Origin of the sequence: Pasteuria penetrans (assembly GCF_900538055.1) — a bacterium.
Taxonomy (GTDB): Bacteria; Bacillota; Bacilli; order Thermoactinomycetales; family Thermoactinomycetaceae; genus Pasteuria; species Pasteuria penetrans.
This window is the reverse complement of the sequence record NZ_UZAC03000001.1, coordinates 544,494-563,245: the sequence shown is the minus strand read 5'-3', so window position 1 is coordinate 563,245 and position 18,752 is coordinate 544,494. Positions and strand designations below refer to the sequence as shown.

Here is an 18,752-nt window from a genome sequence, read left to right as displayed (position 1 = left end):
TGTTATAAAATAACGGCTTTCTTCACCTACACCACATCTCCTCACCTCATCAACAATTTTAGGGGGCGACAGGAGGGTAACCTACAGGTCGAAATTCAAACCGGTTCCAGGGTGATCCCGGCCCTATCCCAGTCCTTATATTCCAATGATGGGACTATTCAGGAAGCAAGCGAACTCAATGCCCCTGTTCCTAATGAACTCTGTAGATCCAGCCTCGGACACAATTGAATCTGAATCAGCAGCTAGGAACTACCCCCGATTCCCCCTCTTGCCCAAAACCACCACGTCCTGGTTAATTGTACCATCTGTGAAAACGGGAGTGCAACAGAGGAAACAATGGCATCCGAACGGGTATGTGCATTCTCTTGAGGGAATTTTTAGACCTACTTTTGGCCCCTCCAGGGGAACATATTTCCCTTAACTTGTATAAATAGTGCTGGTGCGGGAAGTAAAAATCAGTTGATTTGGTTTTTCCAATATTAATTATATTTTCAAAATAATATATTGATTGCTAATAGTTGATAAATTACTTCTGTATAATATGTATAAATAATTTGTAATGTAAATAAAAAATGAATAGTATGAATGTTTGGGACTAGATACAATGAAACGTAACGATTATGGTTGGGTTTCTACTATAACCATGGAAATTAGGTTTTTGAACCCATGATTGTGGAAATGAATGCCCTATTCCGTACATCTTAGCACGACAAATAGACCGGCCGATATTGCCGATTATTTTATGTTTTTTTTCAATTACGAGATATACTAATCACTATATCGCATATTTCCTTCTTATTCTTATAAATTTTACTATATATTCGGAAAATTGAGATGTGTTATACACTACACACTTTGCGAACATTGTCAACCTAGCTCTTCGTTCACCACGCACCTTAGTCGGCAAGCTCCGTAGGTATTTTTTAGTGCGGAGCAAACGCCCCCAATGGCCGCACGATGGTTCCCTGTTTCACGCATCGTGTGATTTCCTTTGTTCTTTGTGTCTCGTACAAACGTGCTTGCCCTTAATTTATTGGGGTTCCCCCTTTGGCCTGTCCTATGGGTGAAACATAGGAAAATACCCTCTGATTGGGCAAGCTCACTGACCTCATGGCTGTAGTACCCCTCATCAGCACACAACCGCGTTCCATCATGGGGAACCCATGTTCCTATGTATTCCTTCGCAAAGGTCGTATCCGGATGCAGAGAACCTCTAAGATCAAAAAAGGAAATTAGGCTTATTTCCCTTTTTCGATCACGATCCCCCACGATCTACCCGGAATATCCTCCAACATTCCTGTTTGTTCTTCTTCCTGTACTGAGCATCAGGATCATAAGGGCTCTGTGGGCTACCAGAACGCACCTTGAGGAGCATCCTGAGATTTCCTCGTTCATCCTCCTCAGTCTGTTCCCAGATCACCCTTTCTAGCAATGCATACCCCTTGATTGATCTGATTTTGTCATATTTGGAGAGGCATTTCCTTATAGCCAAGCAACCCATAATCAGCTCTGCAGTCCCATGATCCTTTGTTGTTACCCCTTCTTTGGGGGGAAGAGGGGGCTGATGGCTCAATGATTGCCGACTCTCGATGTCTGTTACTTTGCACCCCTTTTCCAGAAAGACCTCCCACCCCGCGGGGAGGGGAATCAGAAGTTCAGCCGGGACACAAACCACATTTTTTGCTACCAAACAGATCATTTCATTACATGTTAATTTCCTTATGTTACTTTTGATTAGCGTGCTATCCATTCTACAGCAGGTGGATATCATATCTATTATTGACTTTTGGAAGGTGATGAAGTGCTGAAAGAAACCCTGTGTACCATTGCATCTTGCTTTTTCCTCGTATGCCAACAACGAAAGCATGTTGCCCGTAATACTCGCAAAGGATTGCAAGTTTAATTTCTTCCTTGGTGGAACACCAGTACCACTTGTCCGCGAAGTATCCAATCCATTCCTCCACCCCTTTCAAGTTCGACGGTTCCATGGTACAATGCCTTGAGACCATCTGTTATCAACCTCCTTTTTGTATGTGGATACAAAGAGGATGGTATAGGAATAATAGATGGTCTTCAAGTTTCTTTGGGAGTATTTTTCAGGTAATACATAGAAGTTATTTCGAATGTACATAGGGAAAGAGGGTCACGTCCTACTTTACTTTATATATTCAGAATATTATCATAAATATGGGTAGACTGACCATAGTTGGGGGACCGAGCTTCTATAGATAGTATGATCTCATAAAAGTTTATGTGGTTATTTTTATGAATCCGCTTCCATTTTTATTCGAACCTCAGGAAACAATTGTGAACCTTTTTAACCGCACCAGCACCATGAAATGAATATAAACAAAATGTAAGACTCTAAACATGGTATATAAATCAGAATTCCTGATACAATGATGATATAGTGAATTCAGGGTGCCACGTGAGAAGAAAGAGTGGGATTATGAAACAGCCACTATTCCTCTATAACGGAGGGAATCATGCATCCCGAGGCAACCCCCCCCTAAAGATCAAGGAAAAGGACCAGGGACCTCCTTTCCCGCCGGCTATTCTTCAGTTAAAATGAATGAAGTTTACTGGGTAGTCCCCAGTGATCACTAAAAATAGCAATCTCCCCCACAACAATCCACACAGTCGTAACACACATGTTCTATATTTTATATCTATACTTGTACTCTTTGCACAACTTGTGATTCACGATAATTCATCTAGATGAGAACGTCCCTATAAATAATAACTCCATCCACAATTTATAGATATTATTTAAAAAAAACTTCTTTTTTATTTCTCGGGCCACAATCACAAAGTTTACTCAATCCCTTCAGAGGGGGAAGTATAGAAATGAAAACTAAGCCGCACAAAAGGAGAAGATGGTTATGGATCGTACTGGGTTTCCTAACCACCCTCTTCATCGCAACCGCCATCGGTGCTAATTATCTGTGGAACAATATCCAGACCAACAACCCCACATCCCCCAAAAACCAGGAACGACCCGCGAACCCCGCAACGGACCCGGTAACTGTTTTGTTGCTCGGCGTAGATAAGCGACCTAACAATCCTGGGAGAGCCGACGCCATCCACCTTATCCACCTCGACCCAAGAGGAAAAACCGTTAAGATGCTAGCCTTTCCACGCGATTCCTATGTAGAAGTTCCTAGCCACGGTACCACAAAAATCAACCACAGTTATGCCTATGGGGGTTCCCCACTCGTCACCAAAACCGTGGGAAATCTACTAGATATCCCCATAGATGGCTATATAGAAGTCAATATGGAGGGCTTCCGCGCCATTGTAGACCAACTTGGGGGCATCACTGTAGACACACCTTTCGATTTTCAATTTGGAGGGCATGAATTCCACCGGGGTCCCATGCACCTCGACGGTAAACAGACCCTAGACTTCGTGAGAATGCGAAAGGCAGATCGGGAGGGAGACATTGGCCGCATCAAGCGGGGTCAGATTGCCTTAAAGGGCATCTACCATAAAGCACTTTCCCTCGAAAACGCCCACCTCACACCCGCTCTCCTTCTAGAACTCAGCCATCATATAAAAACCGACCTCCCTCTCACACAACTGTACAATCTCTATGGCACCTACATTCAAACAAAAGAGAACCTACACATCCAACCACTCCATCTGACAGGAAAATCAGCCAGAATAAACGGTGCATCCGTACAACAAATAGATCCAGAAGAACTAAAGAAAATACGTGACACCCTAACGGAAAACCAATAACTCCCTCAAAACCTACCCATAGCACGATCGAAGACACACCATAAAACCCCTACGAACGGGGGCCCTCCACAAACTCACCAGCTTGGACAAAGTCACCTGCACGAACCAAAACATTAGATAAAAGAATCGCCCCACTACCCACACGGGCGTCCTTACTAATGCGGGGTCCCTGCCGCTGCATACGTGACAAGAGATCCTGCTGTGATTTTCCAGACTCCGTGGGATCGCTAACGGCAAGGACACCCGATGCCAACACCGCAGAAGACTCCACATAGGTATAGGCACCCAAATAACTATGACTATGCAGCTGGGCACCTGACTCTATAATCACATTATGGGAAAGGGAAACTCTGCATCCGAGATGGACAGCCTGTCCAATCGTACACCGCTCACGAACCCAGGAAAAATCCCCCATGGTAACGCGGGTACCAACCTCCGCCCCACGATAAAGAACTACACCATGTCCAAATAAACCATCCTCACCAATTCGGAGCACGGGAAGACCCCCCCCGTCCGAGGAAAAACCCGAGGATGGACGAGAATGCTGATAGGGAGGTACACCTAACAAAGCTTGATCCCCCACCGTAACACGATCACCTATCCTCGTTCCTGCATAAATTCTACCATGGGACCCAATCCGTACGCCATCGCCGATGACAACCCCCGCATCCACGATGGTAAAGGGACCCAGAACACTCCCTGTTCCGATCCGGGCTGTGGGATGCACAATTACGGATTCACCCATTTCCCCACCCCCTATAAGCTACCCTCACTATTCGCATCCAAACCCCCGTCGGGAAAAATCCCGTGACTCCATATAAACATATCCATCAATAATCCCCCCCATCCTCACTGTTCCCACCAGAGGAAGCATGAGGAGACGACACACCCCCTGCCGATTCGACGGGATAGGGAACCAACGCAAAACGCAACTCGCCCTCCGTAACAGATTGTCCTCGGACCGTGGCTGAAGCCTCCGCCTTGCCTGTCCAACCACGACGGCGTACTAAACGTACCGTGAGAAGTAACTGATCGCCGGGGAAAACGGGCCGGCGAAACCTCACCCCATCAATGCCTGCAAAGAGCGGTAGACGACCCTTGACAGCCTCCTGATCCCGCAAAAGGAGAAGAGCACCTACCTGAGCCAATGATTCAATGACGAGAACACCTGGATAAATAGGCTGCCCCGGAAAATGTCCAGCCAACACCGGTTCATTAGCCGTAACATTCTTACTACCCACGGCCTGCTGCCCCGGCCCCCATTGGAGAATCCGATCCACTAGCAGGAAGGGAGGACGGTGTGGGAGGATACGCTGGATCATGCTGCTATCCAACTTCTGCATCTCCTCTCTAACCATCATCGTAATAAGAAAAATTGTCGTATCCATAAGAATACAAAAATCTGCATCCCTATTGTACGCATCGGCTGTAACCCTTTGCAACCCCTTACCATACCCCCGGGACAGAAAACGCAACACTCATATTCCAAATGATAAGAATAGGGGATTATTCCTCAACCAACATTGCCAAACCCATCTGTATCCATCATCCTCAAAAAATAAAAATGTTGATAATTAAATATTCTTACTTTTTTTCTAAGGGGAATTCCCGCCTCATCAAGTAATCGAGTCATTCCTATGCCATTTCACCCTACCATGAAAACACGATGCCAAAATGCACTCGCCTACGGCAAGCAATTGGGGAGTACTACCCCTTGATCCATCCCTCTCTTGTAGGGGGATAGATATCCCTCTTGGGCATAACCATAACATACAGGAGAGTACAACATGTTTCAGCCCCTGGATCCTACGCCTTCAGGAAAACGTCCCGGGTTTATTTTCCTCTTATACTTTATTTTGGTGGCCTCTCCACCACGAATATGACGAATGGATTTGTGGTACTCTAAGATCTCTTTCACCTGGTTCGCTAGATCTGGGTTGATTTCCGGGAGCCTCTCTGTAAGATCCTTGTGCACCGTGCTCTTGGAGACACCAAACTCCTTGGCAATCGTTCGCACCGTATTGCGGGTCTCGACGAAGTAGCGGCCAATTTTGATGGTTCGCTCCTTGATATAGTCATGCACACGCTTTTCTCCTCTCCTCCCACAGTTGGTACATTGTATGAGAGGTCGGTAAGCGGTTATTCACAGGACCCAAGCTCTAAAAGATGGAATCAATCACATAGCAAAAAAAAAACCGTTCTGGATAGCAGAACGATTTTAAAATCCTCAATTCGTGGAAGAACCCCCCCATTATTCCTAATTTACGACATCCGACCGAAGCTGATTTTCCGGATTCACCACTCGCCCTTGGGCATCCAATGTCTCCAAATGCAAATGGACACCGGAACCACCTTCCAATCGGTTGTTACCTGCCCTCGCAAGTACTTGACCTCTCTGCACAGACTGGCCCTTTTGAACAACGATATCGGCCAGACTTTGATAAATACTCTTCCGTCCATCCGGATGAGTAACCTCAACCTGTTTACCCACAACCGCATCCTCCTCCACACGGGTAACCCGCCCTGCGGCCGTGGCCAAGACATCGAATGTATGACCGTCAGGACGCGCAAAATCGATCCCCGAATGAGGGAAAAAAACATTCTCATAATGAATTAGGGATGCCCCCTCTCCTCCCCCTTTGGAGGATCCACCCTGATAAAAACCCATAGTTCTCACCGCGCCCGACTTCAAGGGAACGGGCCACCCCATAGCCTCTGAACGGGTAATAGCGGATATTGAGGTATCCTGCTGAGCCCCCCTCCTACTACCTTTGGACGAAACACCTCTGGTCTCCATGGAGGGGGGAACGGGAGGGGCAACAGTGGGAGCAATTCCCTGAGAACGGTGGGTAGAAGGAGACCCCATGGAGGACGAGGTGGTTCCCGAATCAAAATCAAGAAACCGCGAGACAAAGAGAACACTGAAGATTAGACAAGCAGTTGTTACGTATACGACGGGAAAAAACCACTTTTTACCTAGCAAACGTCGCAAATGGTATCGACGCTTGGCTTTCTCCAATGACGTTGGAGGTTGCGGCTTTGTTCCATCCTTCTTCATAAATTCTTCCACCACCTCGGAAGCCAGTCTGGGCATTCCTCCCCCTCTTCATACATATTCCACCCATTTACCGGACAACGGTAACCGAAAAATTTATAAGAAGCCAAAAGAACCCCCAAGTAAGCAATGGAGGTTGAAAGAAACCGCAATGGATAGAATGATAATACCAATATTCAAACAAGCGGGTACTCACAAATAGACACAACAAACCTCAGAAAAAGAAAGAATAAAGTACCCACTACCCATCGGCCCCTGATTACAGGATTCCACCTACGTTGGGAGATGACCACCTACCTATGATTCTATGTCAAAGCCGATTGATTGGGACAAGGACCACCCTAGGGGAAGCAATCCGCATCATGAAACCCCTAGGATTCGATCTAGGAGGGGCCAAAACCAACGAACAGGGATTCTTGGACAAGGCACTGGACGAGGGGGATGCTGCGCCCCACTACTACCTACGATTCCCCATTAGACGACCACCTGATTGCAATGGCATGGGTATTGATGATCCCGAGGCTATCATTGAATTTCAAGAACCCTTTGTCCTACGTCACGAATACCGGCGAGGAAACGACCCCTCCCCCAACAAAACGGGAATTGCAGGTGTCATGATCGACCAGTTCCAGTCACCCCTATCCGATGAAAATCTTCCCATCAGCAGACGATGGGTGCACCAGGCGCAAGCCACGCTACTCCAATTGGAGAGGCTCTGGACACAGGGAAAAATAGAGACACTACAGGGAACCGCTAGCGTACGTGGACCACAACCCCAAAAAGATTAGAGAACCTCAACAGTGTAGGGAACAGTAATCATTCCACCCGAGCGAGGGAGTTCCGCCCACAGTCTGTACTTCCCGGGCCTGGGAAACACCACCACAAAACTGAATCGGGGATCCCGCATGAATTCCCCGTCAGTCTCATAATACAAAAGCTCATCGGATCCGGGGGATAAAACCACCAACCGGGCCATAGAAGCGAGATGATCGGATGAGCCCCGTATGAACCCTCTCCCCATATCGTCACGCAGGGAAAAGGTTAGAACAACCCCTTGATGAGCACGTAGAGGGCCAGGGGTCTGCATAATCACCCTAGCCCCGTTCATGGATTTCTCCGGATTGGTATCCACGGTGAGGGATTCTGAGGAAGGATCACCACCCGTTGTTATTGTACCTGTACTACCCTGGACAGCTACCAGATGACTCTCTGGTATCCATCTACCCTCCGAGTGGGGGAATGTCAGCCATAACCGGTAGGTTCCCCCACTCGGAAACCGAATGGGGGCTCTATACTCCCCAACCTCTTCACCTGGGGAAAGATCAAGAACACGGAAAAAGGAATCCAAATTCTCACTAGACCAAACAAGCAATGGAACCCCCCTAGGTATATCCCCGTCCTTCTTGATCCTCAGATGCAGTTCCGCTTCTTCCCCAGCTGTCACCAAGGACGGTTTCCAGGACCAACGTACTTCCAACCTCTTGGGCTGAACAATATCATGACTCGGACCATTGCTAGGAATTACATCATGATTACAGGCCGAAAGAAATAATAGCAACATAGGTAACAATGATAATGACGCTACTAAACGGAGTAATTTACGATTTTTTTTACACCGAAGATGATCTATCAAGCGATTATTATTGTTGCTATTCCTCCAACCGAATTTGTACATAATCTCTCACACCCTCAGCAAAGCATCAATGTCCTACCCAAAATCCGCTCACCACAAGAGACTAGAAAATAATAACGCTCCCACTGCACATGACGATTGTACCACCCTTTGCACACAAATGTCGAACTTGGTATTCCTTTTATTTATACTTATATTAAATATTTATATTTACATACCGTCTTCATAATAAACAAATCATCACAAAATATACAAAGAATTATATATTATATATTATATATATAATTATAGAAATTTTAAACCATATACTATTTTAAATATACTTAAATTATTACAAATTTCAAAACAACGATAATATTATATGATTATGTAATTCCTTAATTGCTATGTTATTAAATATATGGTCATATAAAAAAATAAAATATACATGTAATATAATATTATAACAAATATATAGAATAATTCAAAAACATGTCAGGGGCCCTATGCAGAAATTCCCCGGTTTCCCAAGAACCACAAAAAGACGGGAATTTCCTGTCATATCATCTTTTAATTTCAAATGATAGTGTGGAAATTATATATCAGGGAATCCACGGTCGCATCCCAAACACGATGTCCCCAAAAAAAGCAAACCTTTGGGGTGAAACGCTTGATCTCCCCATTCCAAGGAGAGGATCTGTGCCCCCTTCCCCCCCTGAATGGTTTTTTTGTGTACTATTCCCAGAGGTTGGCTCGGGGTACTGCTATAGATTAGGATTGCATCTTATTCACAATTCCGGATAGGCAACTTCCCTCTCTCGTTCAGACGGCCCCGGAGAACTGCGGACCCAACCAACGGGTATGGAACATAAACCAGCGATGGTAAGTTCCTAATACATTATAAATTTAAGTATAATTATGAATAAAAATAGGGAGTGGACCTATTTTGTTCCGCACAGGTGAAGGGTAGGGCTATTTTGCCATGGTGGAATAAAAATAGGGGGTTGAGACCCGCCCCTTCAAAAAAACACCGGGAAGAGTCTCCCCGGTGTTTTTACACACGTGATCTGACATAACCACATCCGGTACATCGAGCAATGGTTACCCCCGTTCCCGAGACTGAATCCCCAGCTCGATATTTAGCCAAGATCTGTGTTTCTACACCCACTTCATAATATACAGAACAATATAAGCTTTTAGAAGGATGTGGGCCCACAGGGAGGCCTGTAGGTTATAGCGATTTGCTAACCAACCCAGTCCTAAAGAGGAGAGAAAGATCCAGAATACGATCTGCCAGCTAGGGCTTACCGGTTCTAAAATGGTAGACCCAATGGTGGAAATCACGCTGGTCCATACGATTCCCAATCGAGGTTGTATAGCACCCCGATATAGCAGTTCTTCTCCTAGTGCAGGAAGTAGAATCAATAGGAAAGCAAGAGGGATAGCCACTGGTAGAGAAATATCAAATGCCTTCTGCATCGAAGACGAAGAGAGGAGGGCATCCCCCAGGAACCAAATTCCCAGAAAACTGATGGTAAGACCGGTAACTATACTCCAATCCTTCATCGTTAGTTTTTTGTGGAATCCCAAGCGGACTATTGTTTCCCGCCAGGTACGCGTTGTGGTCCAACCTGCGCCCAGTAAGGCCCATAGGGTAAAGAAGAGGAAGTTGATGAACGGGATGTATGAGATAACACCAACAGAGGGTACGGCTAGGCCATCAACGCCCTCTATTACGATGGGTCTGTGAAAATAGCCATTCCATAAGAAATCATACCCCTGTAGGGGAATTTCAGGAAACATGCCGACCAAAACGACGATACAGTATGCGATTCCCACAATGAGAAATCTATGAAGGTAGCGCTGTGCATTCAGTCCCAGAGTAGTCATAACCGGGTCTCTTACTGAGGGTAGCAAAAAGAAAATCCCCATAAACAAATAGATGAGCAGGGAAAACACATTGCATGCAACTTCAATAATTCCCCCGTCGAAGAAAGGGGACTGGAAGAGTAAGGCGATCCCGATGGAGATGAAATAAAACGACGCGAACAACACATCAACTACTTTGCCGCAATTTTGCCACAACCTCTGCCGCGGACTACGCTCTATTACAACCGTGTGTTGATAATAGGCATGGTCGAATTTAACAAAGAGCGATATTGTAGAATAGAATACAAGCGATGTTACAAATGCTGCCGCCACCAAAGACATGATAAGTATCACATAAAACACGGTAGAATGGGAAAACATAGTAGAATGAGGGAAAGAGTTTTCCTGCACTTGAACCTCCAATCGAGCGGGTTGTTCACACTCCTCATAATAATATATTATTTTACCATAAGCTAAAGGGAAAACCAAATCCCGGAAATGAATATTCTGGGCAGGAATTGTCGGATCGTTCCCTTCCGCAATAGCACCCTATTCGTTACTTCAGGTCCAAAAGGGGGTCTCCCTTGGTACATAGTAAACCCTTCAAAAAATCACCGGAGAGAATCCCCCCCCGGTGATTTTTACACACGTGATCCGACACAACCATATCCGATACATTGAGCAATGCAATGGTTACCCCGGTTCCCGAGACTGAATCCCCAGCCCGATATTCAGCCAGGACCTATTCATCCTTAAAATTCAGAGTAGAAAAAAACCGCCCAAGGATATTCCGGGTCCGAAGTTTGGCCAAGAGCCAGAGGTATAAAGAAAGATAGATACAAGGATTCGGGATGGATTCCCAATTAACATTTTTAAACAAATAAAACCCTGCTCCTTGCTAGGGCAGGTTTTTTGACGTATGGAGGTTCCGTACAGAAAAATCTGACCGTCCCCCTTTTATCTATAAAAGATACAACAGAAACGCAAGACAAAAAAATGTGATGATTACCACGAAATGAAACGATACAATATCAATTAGCGCTTTTTTCTTACCAGTGGTAGGCATGGTTAGGGGGGTAGAGGATGTTTCGCCAAAATTCCCGTACCCATTCCATTTGTTTCTAATAAAGAGCCCCAAAAACTATGGCGGGCTGTTGCCCTACGTTGCCCAAGACAGAGATGAAACCAGTTAGGAACAAGGCATGTGTAGACCATAATGAGAAGGAAAATAATGACAAGAAAATATTTTTGTAGTTTCGTCTCCCATTCGTTCCCATAGGTGTGGAAAATATATAAAGATAGTGTGTACCATGTCAGTAACTGCAACATTCTCCCATATACGAAGGCGAGGTCAATGGGTCCTGCCTCCGAACACCATCGACGTTCCCGTTGAATTTGCAGGCGGAAGGATACACACCAACCAATAATACCTGCCAGCAATACCCCCAAGCCCCCTTTTGTGAATTTATGCAGGCAAATGTGAACATAGATGCAATCATCCACAGTGGACCGACCCAGTGGAGAGCGTACCATCTCCATTTAGGGAAGCCTTGCATTTGGTACAGATGGAGGCATTTTCGCCTATAATCATGCATTTTTATAATATTCATATGTAAATAAAACCATTGGAGTCTTTGTGGTTTACGCAGAGGGGATACGGTTGCGTAGATTGAAACATAAAACGAAAACACAGCTGCTACCAAGGCCAACGTACCAAGGGATGTAGGACCGATAGACCAGCTGTACATACAGATAGGGGATACCATGAAAACGTGGAATGCCATGCCGGTTACGAGAAAAGATAGGGTAGCCATCCGCTCTGGAACTAGGGCTTCATTGGAATTTTGTGTGGGTATTTTCATGCTGAACGGGTCAACCTCCTATGGTGGGTTTATGCCCCCTGGTTGTTTTGTGTACCACGTCATACGAAAGTTTTTTCTTTGGGATAGGCACCCTAAAGAAATCCTCCCTTGAGATTGAATTCGTTGCAGCTTGGATGCCAATGGCAAATACAAGAAGGGAAAAGGATCATACAAAGATCGAGAAGGCACAATCTTAAGGAGGCATGCTTCCCGGTTATAGTGGGTGGAAGGCGAGGGTTTCAGACGTGCCCCATCCTATCCCTGTCGAGTAGACCCGGCATTTCAGCCGAGTCCCTCACAAATCCGGACGCGATACTCTCGCATCATCCAGCTCTTCTCATCCCATCCCAATCTTCAGACCCTTTAGGTCATACTTCGATTATAGGGATGTTGCTCCGAGGTTCCAGTGATCTCCTCCAGTGGATCCCCCACTGAAGTTTCGTTTTACTGTCCTCCTCAGGATGAGTCAGCCCCTTCGCTCCACTTCCATTACAGAAGCTTCCTCACTACTATGAGCTGATCCGACTTCATGCACGGAACCTCGGTTTTATCCTTGGTCTTTCCATCTGGCGACAGCCAAACGCCGTACGACGATCTCTCAAGTTCCGAGCAAGAGCCTACATCGGGTTCATCCCGCCTGAACACCGCATGCCACCGGGGCAGTAGATAGGTCATCCCCCACGGTTCATGCTGATCTCCCCGATTCCCACCTGACAGGGTCATGCTCTACCTTTTCCTAGATCGCTCACCACCGGGGTGTTTCCACACCAGCAGCACTAGGCGGTTTTTAACCTGCTACCTATCATCCGGTTACGAAGGGCCGAGCAACCTTCATCTCTTGAACGACTTCTTGACACACAGCCCTACTAGCCCTTTTTCTCAGTACATAGAGCCAAAGCCTGGTGGGCTGGTTTTGGGTTCCAAACTTGGCCGAGGAACACAGGATCAAGGGAAGCAGACAGTCAGGATTGGTTTTTACGTAGCATGATTTACGGATATCATCATGTATAGAAAGGTTCAGTTGTTATTGCCCCCAATTCCTTGGCGGGATTTCCCACCCTAGGGGTTTTTCAATGCCACCGTACATTAAAGTCAAGCAATCCCGTTATGATGCCAAAAACTATACCTGAAGCAGTTCCGTAAAGGGCGTATCTGAAAATGCCTTCTCCCTTATAACCTCTAGAAATACCATAAGCAGCCCACAATAGACCGCCAATCACAGTAATTTTCAGCACCCAGTCCTTAGAATTATCCGACATAGGAAGTAGGTCATCCGGCCAAAACATATCGAGAATCAAGCATCTCGTTATAATGCCTGCACCTATACCAAGAGAGATTCCTATAAGGACACCCTGACGACCGCCGAGAAGCATAGCTCCCCCTAGGACACCGATCAAGATACCTAACCACAATCCTTTTTCACAACCATCAGACAGGGAGATAGGATCGGGTACAGCCGTGGCCTGAATATTCATAGGAGATGTAAGGAGGGGGGGGCCAATACGGAGGCAAAGGGTGTCATTCCGGGGGGCACTCTGCTCAGCATAATGGTAAACCACAACCTTTCTCGAAGTTGGGAGAGGGAACCCTGGCAAATACCCCGTAGAGAATCACGGAATGGAAGAACTAACTAAACTCGATTTGCTGGGAACTATTGAGGGGCCAGGAAAAAGGTACGAAACAGATTACGGAGAGGATAAATTCCTTGGTGGTGATCCCGATCACGCGGAGATAAATCTCCCAATCCCCCAGCTGTAATCAGGTACCCTTTTTGTGATCCAATGGTCTTAGATGAAAAAGGACAGAACCCTATGGGCCCCTGCTCTTTAGCAGGGGGGTTAGCAAGAAAACCCATCCCCGCTAGATTTAGCAAGGATGGGTCAGGGAAGCCAAAAAGGTGCGTGCACCCTGTATTGAAATCACAAACTCTAAAAACAGGCACAACTATCCTCTTTAAAAACACCTTTCCCAATACACAACCGGCACCATCTATAACCATGAATGCCCCTCCTCCCCAGGGAAGGAGCCTAAGGCCCGCCTTTAGTGCCATTTTGCGGGTGACTTTATCCAAAACCCTAGTGGCGCCATAGCCATATGCTGAGGTTTTGAGAAGATCCTTGCCGGTGCCTGTAAGTGTCTCCATCGTACAATCCCAGGTATCATCCCAGGTCCAGTCCCTCTTAACCCGACCTGGTGAGCACGTACCCATTCCCCCTTCGGTGTAAGGAGATGCGGTGTAGGAGCCGTCAACTCCATCCTCATTATTCTTAACGAATAATATAGGTAACCCGTTAACCCTGGAAACCAAGGCACCCACTCTTTGCCCGCTTTCCTTGTCCACAATCGCATGCGCTATAACGTAGGCAGACAGAGGGGAATCCTTCAAAGCATTTCGTATTTCTTCGGGAGTGTCCGTTGTTGGAACCAGTTTGGACAATCGGGCACTTTGAATATCAACTTTCATACCTTTTTCGTGAAATTTTTCTGATAATTGTTCCTTGAGTGGTTGTTTCATGTGTTTCCTTATAGATTCGGATACATCACGGGAAAGTTCTTGTCCTGTTACCTCAATCTCCCTTACTCCTGATTCAGGGTCTATCCATTCAGGGGATAGTATGTCATGCATTGAGTTTTCTGATAAGATGAGTTGCTCCCCACCAGGGGATGCTTGAACTGGGTCGGCTGTTGAAATCAAGGGAGTAGTGCTAAACAAGGAAACGACAGACACAATCGCAAGCTTTTTCATGGGGCACGTTTTCAAAAAAACATCTCCAAGTCTATATGTTCAGTGATTTTCGATCATTCGAACAGATTCCCTCATCAACATCGCATTGACACCCCAATATGGGGGCAATAAAGGATACCATCCTAGCCGCCAGTGATCCGAGAAGGGAAGGGATTCGTTATACCTTGCGATCCATGGCTGCCATGGGGCCCCCTTTGGATCTGACCTAAGCACCTGCGAACAACCACCTCCTATAATTATATTTAAAAATAAACGACACTCAGAATAACAATAAATCAAAATTCTAAATTGTTTTTCTCTTCATAATAATATAAATTTAATAATTAATACGAATATTTTAACTATCGACCAGATTTAAACATCAATCCCTTAGATGACATCGTAGCAGAGTTAAGTATAATTTACAATATTTTTTTAATTTTTTTTCCTAATTCGTCTATGTACTCCCATCAGTCGAACGCTAACTGGGCCCGGCTGCAACGCTGGAGCCCCTCACTGTAAATATGCAATACAAAATAGGTGCGTGGTAAGATGAGGGTGGCACGGGCCACGATGGCAAAAGGATCTGCTTATCATTGATCCCAGGTCGTTCGTTATCTTCAAAAGGAGATCAGGAAGATAAGGATAAGATCACCCATAACTACATAGAGTTTAATATATAATATTATTTAAATAAAAAATAAAATTCGACTTCATGTCGGTTTCTTTGGTGTGCGCAAAAGGGACGAGATAGGAACCGGTTCCTATGATCCCACGGTGATTTCGGTGGTTCAAAAAAAAATAACCGATCATACGAAATTTTCAGGTGCAATCCCCCAGAAAGGAGTACCTTTCCACCCCCAAGCACTTACGCTGGAAATACTCAAACAGACTGTTTCTATACTCATTAACAATATAAACATTTCCCAAACACATCATTTAATATACAAAAAATATTCTAATAAGTTTGATATCTTTTTTTCGCGGTAGCACCTATAATACTTTCCCCTTAAGAAAAAAAGAGAAACCCACCTGACAGTACAATCAGGTGGGTTTCTCTTTTTTTCTGATTTTTAAATAAACTAGGAAAATTTAGATATATTTGCACCCGGATAGTATTGTTGCACCATTTCCGACAATGTCTTTCCCTTTTTGGCCATGAGATTCACTCCATACTGGCTCATACCCACCCCGTGCCCATAACCACGCACAGTAAACTGTACCCTGTTGTGACCGGGTAAAATCCTACAGGTGAAATCACTAGACCGTAGACCGAGCCGCTCACGTACCTGACGACCACTCAATACATGCGACCGCATCCGGGCCGTTCGCACATAACCACTCCTATTACGAACCAATCCCTGGCAAAAATGAGTGATATCATCTGGTGTTATGGAACCTATTCCAGGAAACAGGCGGGAAAGAAAACTCACCCATGCGTAATCCTGCTGCACAACGGGCGGATCCTCGTACTCTGATCTCCTACTCACTAAATAGGGTACAGGTACCCCGGCAAAGTAATCCGCAGAGGCCTGTGTGAAACCATTGTTGGAAGAAGAAAACAACGCATTGATAGGTTGTCCACGATAAACCAACATCATGCCTCGTGTGGCCTCTGCAGCCCCTGCAGACACCCTAAGAAGCTTCGCCAGATTTTCAGAGCCACGAGATCTGGAACGCAAAAAGGATAAATCCTTATATTCCAATTGAACGGAATCGGGAACATCGAACGTTGACACGGGCTCGGCTGAGATGCAACGACGCCAAATGCGGTGCACAATATTGGTACGAGCCACGAGGGCCTGCATCTGCAACGCTCTCGGGTGATAGCGATCACTCATCTCGGAAGCAACCACACGAGTCACATAATCCTCCAAAGGTACCGTTTCCACCTGGTTCGTTCGTTGGATTTTCACCCGAACGGTTTTTGGAAAAGAACACCCACTGCAAGGACTCCCGCGGGAACTACATCCAACCCTTCCGTTATGAACGAATTGCCCCTGTACTTCGGAAACTGGCCATAGTAAGCTACTACTCACCATACACAAACAACCTACCACCCTGGAAACGGCCCATCGACCTCGAAGCACCCATCTACCCCCTACCAGAATAGATCTGCGATCGAAAAACTGATACCACAAGAAAATACAGAGTGAGAAAAAACAAACATACCCCTCAGGGATGGAAATCCCCCACCCCAGAGAGGATTGTACCTGAAAAAATTTAGTCCCTTCCTCCCTTGCGACAATAGGACGAATCCATGCTAACCCTGGCGCCTCAACAGTGGATCCGAGGGTGCCGATGTAGTCGAATCTGCAGAAACACGTACCACATCTGCACCCAGCATACGCAAACTCCCTTCCAAATCTACGTAGCCACGATCAATATGATGCACACCCTCCACCTCCGTCTGGCCCGAGGCCGCCAAACCCGCCAATACCATAGTGGCCCCAGCACGCAAATCTGTAGACTTCACGCGTGCCCCCGAAAGAGGATAACCCCCATCGATCACTGCCGTATGACCATTGATCCGGATCCTCGCCCCCATCCGTCTCAACTCCTCGGCATGCATAAATCGATTCTCGAAAACCGTCTCACTTACAAGACTGGTCCCAGGAACCGTGAGCAACAGAGCCATCATCTGTGCCTGCAAATCCGTGGGCATACCAGGGTAAGGCTGGGTCTGGATATCCACACCATGTAGAGGGACACGATGGGCCTCTACATGAATACCATTCTGCGTATCATGAATCCTGACACCCATCTCACGCAATTTGGCAATGAGCGCCGTCAGATGATCAGCGATGGCACCCTCAATAAAAATTTCCCCCCGTGTAATAGCAGCACCAACCATATACGTGCCGGCCTCGATCCGATCCGGAATGACCGTATATTCGCAGCCATGCAATACCTTTACACCTTCGATACGAATCTCATTCGTACCCGCTCCACGAACCTTAGCCCCCATAGCATTCAGAAAATTGGAGAGGTCGATAATTTCAGGTTCGAGTGCAGCGTTCTTGATTACCGTGAACCCCTTAGCCAGCGTGGCCGCCATCATGATATTCTGCGTAGCCCCTACGCTAGGGGTGTCAAGATAAATATTGGCACCCCGGAGATGATCCACAACCCGGCCCTCCACACAACCCTTCTCAATCCGGAAAGAGGCCCCCAAGGCCTGCAACCCCTTCAGATGAAGATCAATAGGACGGGAACCGATCTTGCAACCACCTGGTAGAGGGATCTTGGCATAACGATGCCGCGCCAACAACGGCCCCATTACGGTAATCGAAGCCCTCATCTTACAGACCAGGTCATAAGGAGCCTCCGCAGAGACAATATCCCCCGAACGGACCAACACTTGCCCCACGCCCTCAGTGACACGGACACCCAAGCTCCTCAGCAACTGCACAATCACCCGCACGTCCTCTATCCCAGTGGGAACATCGTGGATCATCGTTCTCCCCCGAATAGGCAACAGACTTGCTGCGATGAGGGGCAGAGAAGCATTCTTAGCCCCATACACGCGAACCCTTCCACGCAGACGGACCCCACCCCGTACTACAATTTTTCCCAACATCTTCCCCCCTATGCAACCTCTACTTAGATTCACTGCCAAAAATGCACTAGTTAATTTCAATAACTTATAAAGACTATTCTATATTAAAAACAGCCACACAGCGAGTTGGCACCCACCCATTCTACGCCTTCCTAATGCACGGCGTGCTTAATCTACCCTAATCCTGACGGAAAAAACACGCAATAAAGCCTTTCCTCATCATGTCAAAAGAAAATTCTAGACGGTATGGCAGTACTACGGGAAACCCCCACGATAGGCACCCTTGTTTTTTTGACAACTCTTGCCCTTTTCCCACAACTCCACGGACA

Annotated in this window: 16 protein-coding genes and 1 pseudogene; 2 read left to right on the top strand and 15 right to left on the bottom strand. The window is 46.3% G+C overall.

What is annotated here, in order from left to right; all coding sequences use genetic code 11:
- Window positions 1–867: 867 nt before the first annotated feature.
- Window positions 868–1,269 (bottom strand): hypothetical protein, encoded by a 402-nt coding sequence (locus PPRES148_RS02235; protein WP_149453039.1) that lies wholly within the window; start codon window positions 1,267–1,269, stop codon window positions 868–870.
- Window positions 1,256–1,951, bottom strand: coding sequence for a hypothetical protein (locus PPRES148_RS02230; RefSeq protein WP_149453038.1), 696 nt, complete (start codon window positions 1,949–1,951; stop codon window positions 1,256–1,258). Before PPRES148_RS02230 ends, PPRES148_RS02235 begins: the two co-directional genes overlap by 14 nt.
- An 896-nt stretch (window positions 1,952–2,847) precedes the next feature.
- Here PPRES148_RS02230 and PPRES148_RS02225 point away from each other — a divergent pair.
- Entirely contained in the window at window positions 2,848–3,741 is an 894-nt protein-coding gene (locus tag PPRES148_RS02225; RefSeq protein ID WP_149453037.1) for an LCP family protein, read from the top strand.
- 49 nt (window positions 3,742–3,790) lie between these two features.
- Here the strand turns inward: PPRES148_RS02225 and PPRES148_RS02220 are convergent, their stop codons facing one another.
- The 4 genes and pseudogenes from PPRES148_RS02220 to PPRES148_RS02205 all read right to left on the bottom strand — a co-directional run bounded on the left by PPRES148_RS02220 (window position 3,791) and on the right by PPRES148_RS02205 (window position 6,835).
- The gene (locus PPRES148_RS02220; protein ID WP_149454194.1) at window positions 3,791–4,486 is read right to left on the bottom strand and encodes an LbetaH domain-containing protein; all 696 of its coding nucleotides are present in this window, start codon (window positions 4,484–4,486) and stop codon (window positions 3,791–3,793) included.
- A gap of 172 nt (window positions 4,487–4,658) precedes the next feature.
- Window positions 4,659–5,084 (bottom strand): annotated as a pseudogene (gene fabZ, locus PPRES148_RS02215) (3-hydroxyacyl-ACP dehydratase FabZ); the annotation flags it as partial.
- A gap of 449 nt (window positions 5,085–5,533) precedes the next feature.
- Complete coding sequence (spoIIID, locus tag PPRES148_RS02210) at window positions 5,534–5,824, bottom strand: sporulation transcriptional regulator SpoIIID (protein WP_149453036.1); 291 nt, start codon at window positions 5,822–5,824, stop codon at window positions 5,534–5,536.
- Window positions 5,825–5,998: 174 nt separating this feature from the next.
- A complete protein-coding gene (locus PPRES148_RS02205; protein ID WP_149453035.1) occupies window positions 5,999–6,835 on the bottom strand; it encodes a M23 family metallopeptidase in 837 nt (278 codons plus the stop codon).
- A gap of 260 nt (window positions 6,836–7,095) precedes the next feature.
- Here PPRES148_RS02205 and PPRES148_RS02200 point away from each other — a divergent pair, with 260 nt between their 5' ends.
- Entirely contained in the window at window positions 7,096–7,584 is a 489-nt protein-coding gene (locus tag PPRES148_RS02200; protein ID WP_149453034.1) for a YugN family protein, read from the top strand.
- On the opposite strand, the gene PPRES148_RS02195 is transcribed toward PPRES148_RS02200, so the two are convergent.
- The 9 genes from PPRES148_RS02195 to murA all read right to left on the bottom strand — a co-directional run bounded on the left by PPRES148_RS02195 (window position 7,581) and on the right by murA (window position 18,441).
- Window positions 7,581–8,471 (bottom strand): hypothetical protein, encoded by an 891-nt coding sequence (locus PPRES148_RS02195; protein WP_149453033.1) that lies wholly within the window; start codon window positions 8,469–8,471, stop codon window positions 7,581–7,583. The two genes, PPRES148_RS02200 and PPRES148_RS02195, sit on opposite strands and share 4 nt — an antisense overlap.
- A gap of 1,095 nt (window positions 8,472–9,566) precedes the next feature.
- The gene (locus PPRES148_RS02190) at window positions 9,567–10,619 is read right to left on the bottom strand and encodes a CPBP family intramembrane glutamic endopeptidase (protein ID WP_223127916.1); all 1,053 of its coding nucleotides are present in this window, start codon (window positions 10,617–10,619) and stop codon (window positions 9,567–9,569) included.
- 726 nt (window positions 10,620–11,345) lie between these two features.
- Complete coding sequence (locus PPRES148_RS02185; protein WP_149453031.1) at window positions 11,346–11,717, bottom strand: hypothetical protein; 372 nt, start codon at window positions 11,715–11,717, stop codon at window positions 11,346–11,348.
- 911 nt (window positions 11,718–12,628) lie between these two features.
- Window positions 12,629–12,862, bottom strand: coding sequence for a hypothetical protein (locus PPRES148_RS02180; RefSeq protein WP_149453030.1), 234 nt, complete (start codon window positions 12,860–12,862; stop codon window positions 12,629–12,631).
- Between the two features lie 79 nt (window positions 12,863–12,941).
- A complete protein-coding gene (locus PPRES148_RS10545) occupies window positions 12,942–13,088 on the bottom strand; it encodes a hypothetical protein (RefSeq protein WP_187820403.1) in 147 nt (48 codons plus the stop codon).
- Window positions 13,089–13,209: 121 nt separating this feature from the next.
- Window positions 13,210–13,698 carry a hypothetical protein gene (locus PPRES148_RS02175; protein WP_149453029.1) on the bottom strand — a complete coding sequence of 163 codons (489 nt, stop codon included), beginning with the start codon at window positions 13,696–13,698 and terminating at the stop codon, window positions 13,210–13,212.
- Window positions 13,699–13,790: 92 nt separating this feature from the next.
- A complete protein-coding gene (locus tag PPRES148_RS02170) occupies window positions 13,791–14,900 on the bottom strand; it encodes a hypothetical protein (RefSeq protein WP_149453028.1) in 1,110 nt (369 codons plus the stop codon).
- 1,046 nt (window positions 14,901–15,946) lie between these two features.
- The gene (locus PPRES148_RS02165; RefSeq protein WP_149453027.1) at window positions 15,947–16,954 is read right to left on the bottom strand and encodes a SpoIID/LytB domain-containing protein; all 1,008 of its coding nucleotides are present in this window, start codon (window positions 16,952–16,954) and stop codon (window positions 15,947–15,949) included.
- Window positions 16,955–17,127: 173 nt separating this feature from the next.
- Window positions 17,128–18,441: a UDP-N-acetylglucosamine 1-carboxyvinyltransferase gene (murA, locus tag PPRES148_RS02160; protein ID WP_149454192.1), complete on the bottom strand. Its 1,314-nt coding sequence runs from the start codon at window positions 18,439–18,441 to the stop codon at window positions 17,128–17,130.
- Window positions 18,442–18,752: the final 311 nt, after the last annotated feature.

Coding starts and splice junctions, on each gene's coding strand:
- PPRES148_RS02220 (WP_149454194.1), bottom strand. CDS start 4,486: ATGGGTGAATCCGTAATTGTGCATCCCACAGCCCGGATCGGAACAGGG.
- PPRES148_RS02180 (WP_149453030.1), bottom strand. CDS start 12,862: ATGACCCTGTCAGGTGGGAATCGGGGAGATCAGCATGAACCGTGGGGG.
- PPRES148_RS02205 (WP_149453035.1), bottom strand. CDS start 6,835: ATGCCCAGACTGGCTTCCGAGGTGGTGGAAGAATTTATGAAGAAGGAT.
- PPRES148_RS02190 (WP_223127916.1), bottom strand. CDS start 10,619: ATGTCTTTGGTGGCGGCAGCATTTGTAACATCGCTTGTATTCTATTCT.
- PPRES148_RS02200 (WP_149453034.1), top strand. CDS start 7,096: ATGATTCTATGTCAAAGCCGATTGATTGGGACAAGGACCACCCTAGGG.
- PPRES148_RS02225 (WP_149453037.1), top strand. CDS start 2,848: ATGAAAACTAAGCCGCACAAAAGGAGAAGATGGTTATGGATCGTACTG.
- PPRES148_RS02195 (WP_149453033.1), bottom strand. CDS start 8,471: ATGTACAAATTCGGTTGGAGGAATAGCAACAATAATAATCGCTTGATA.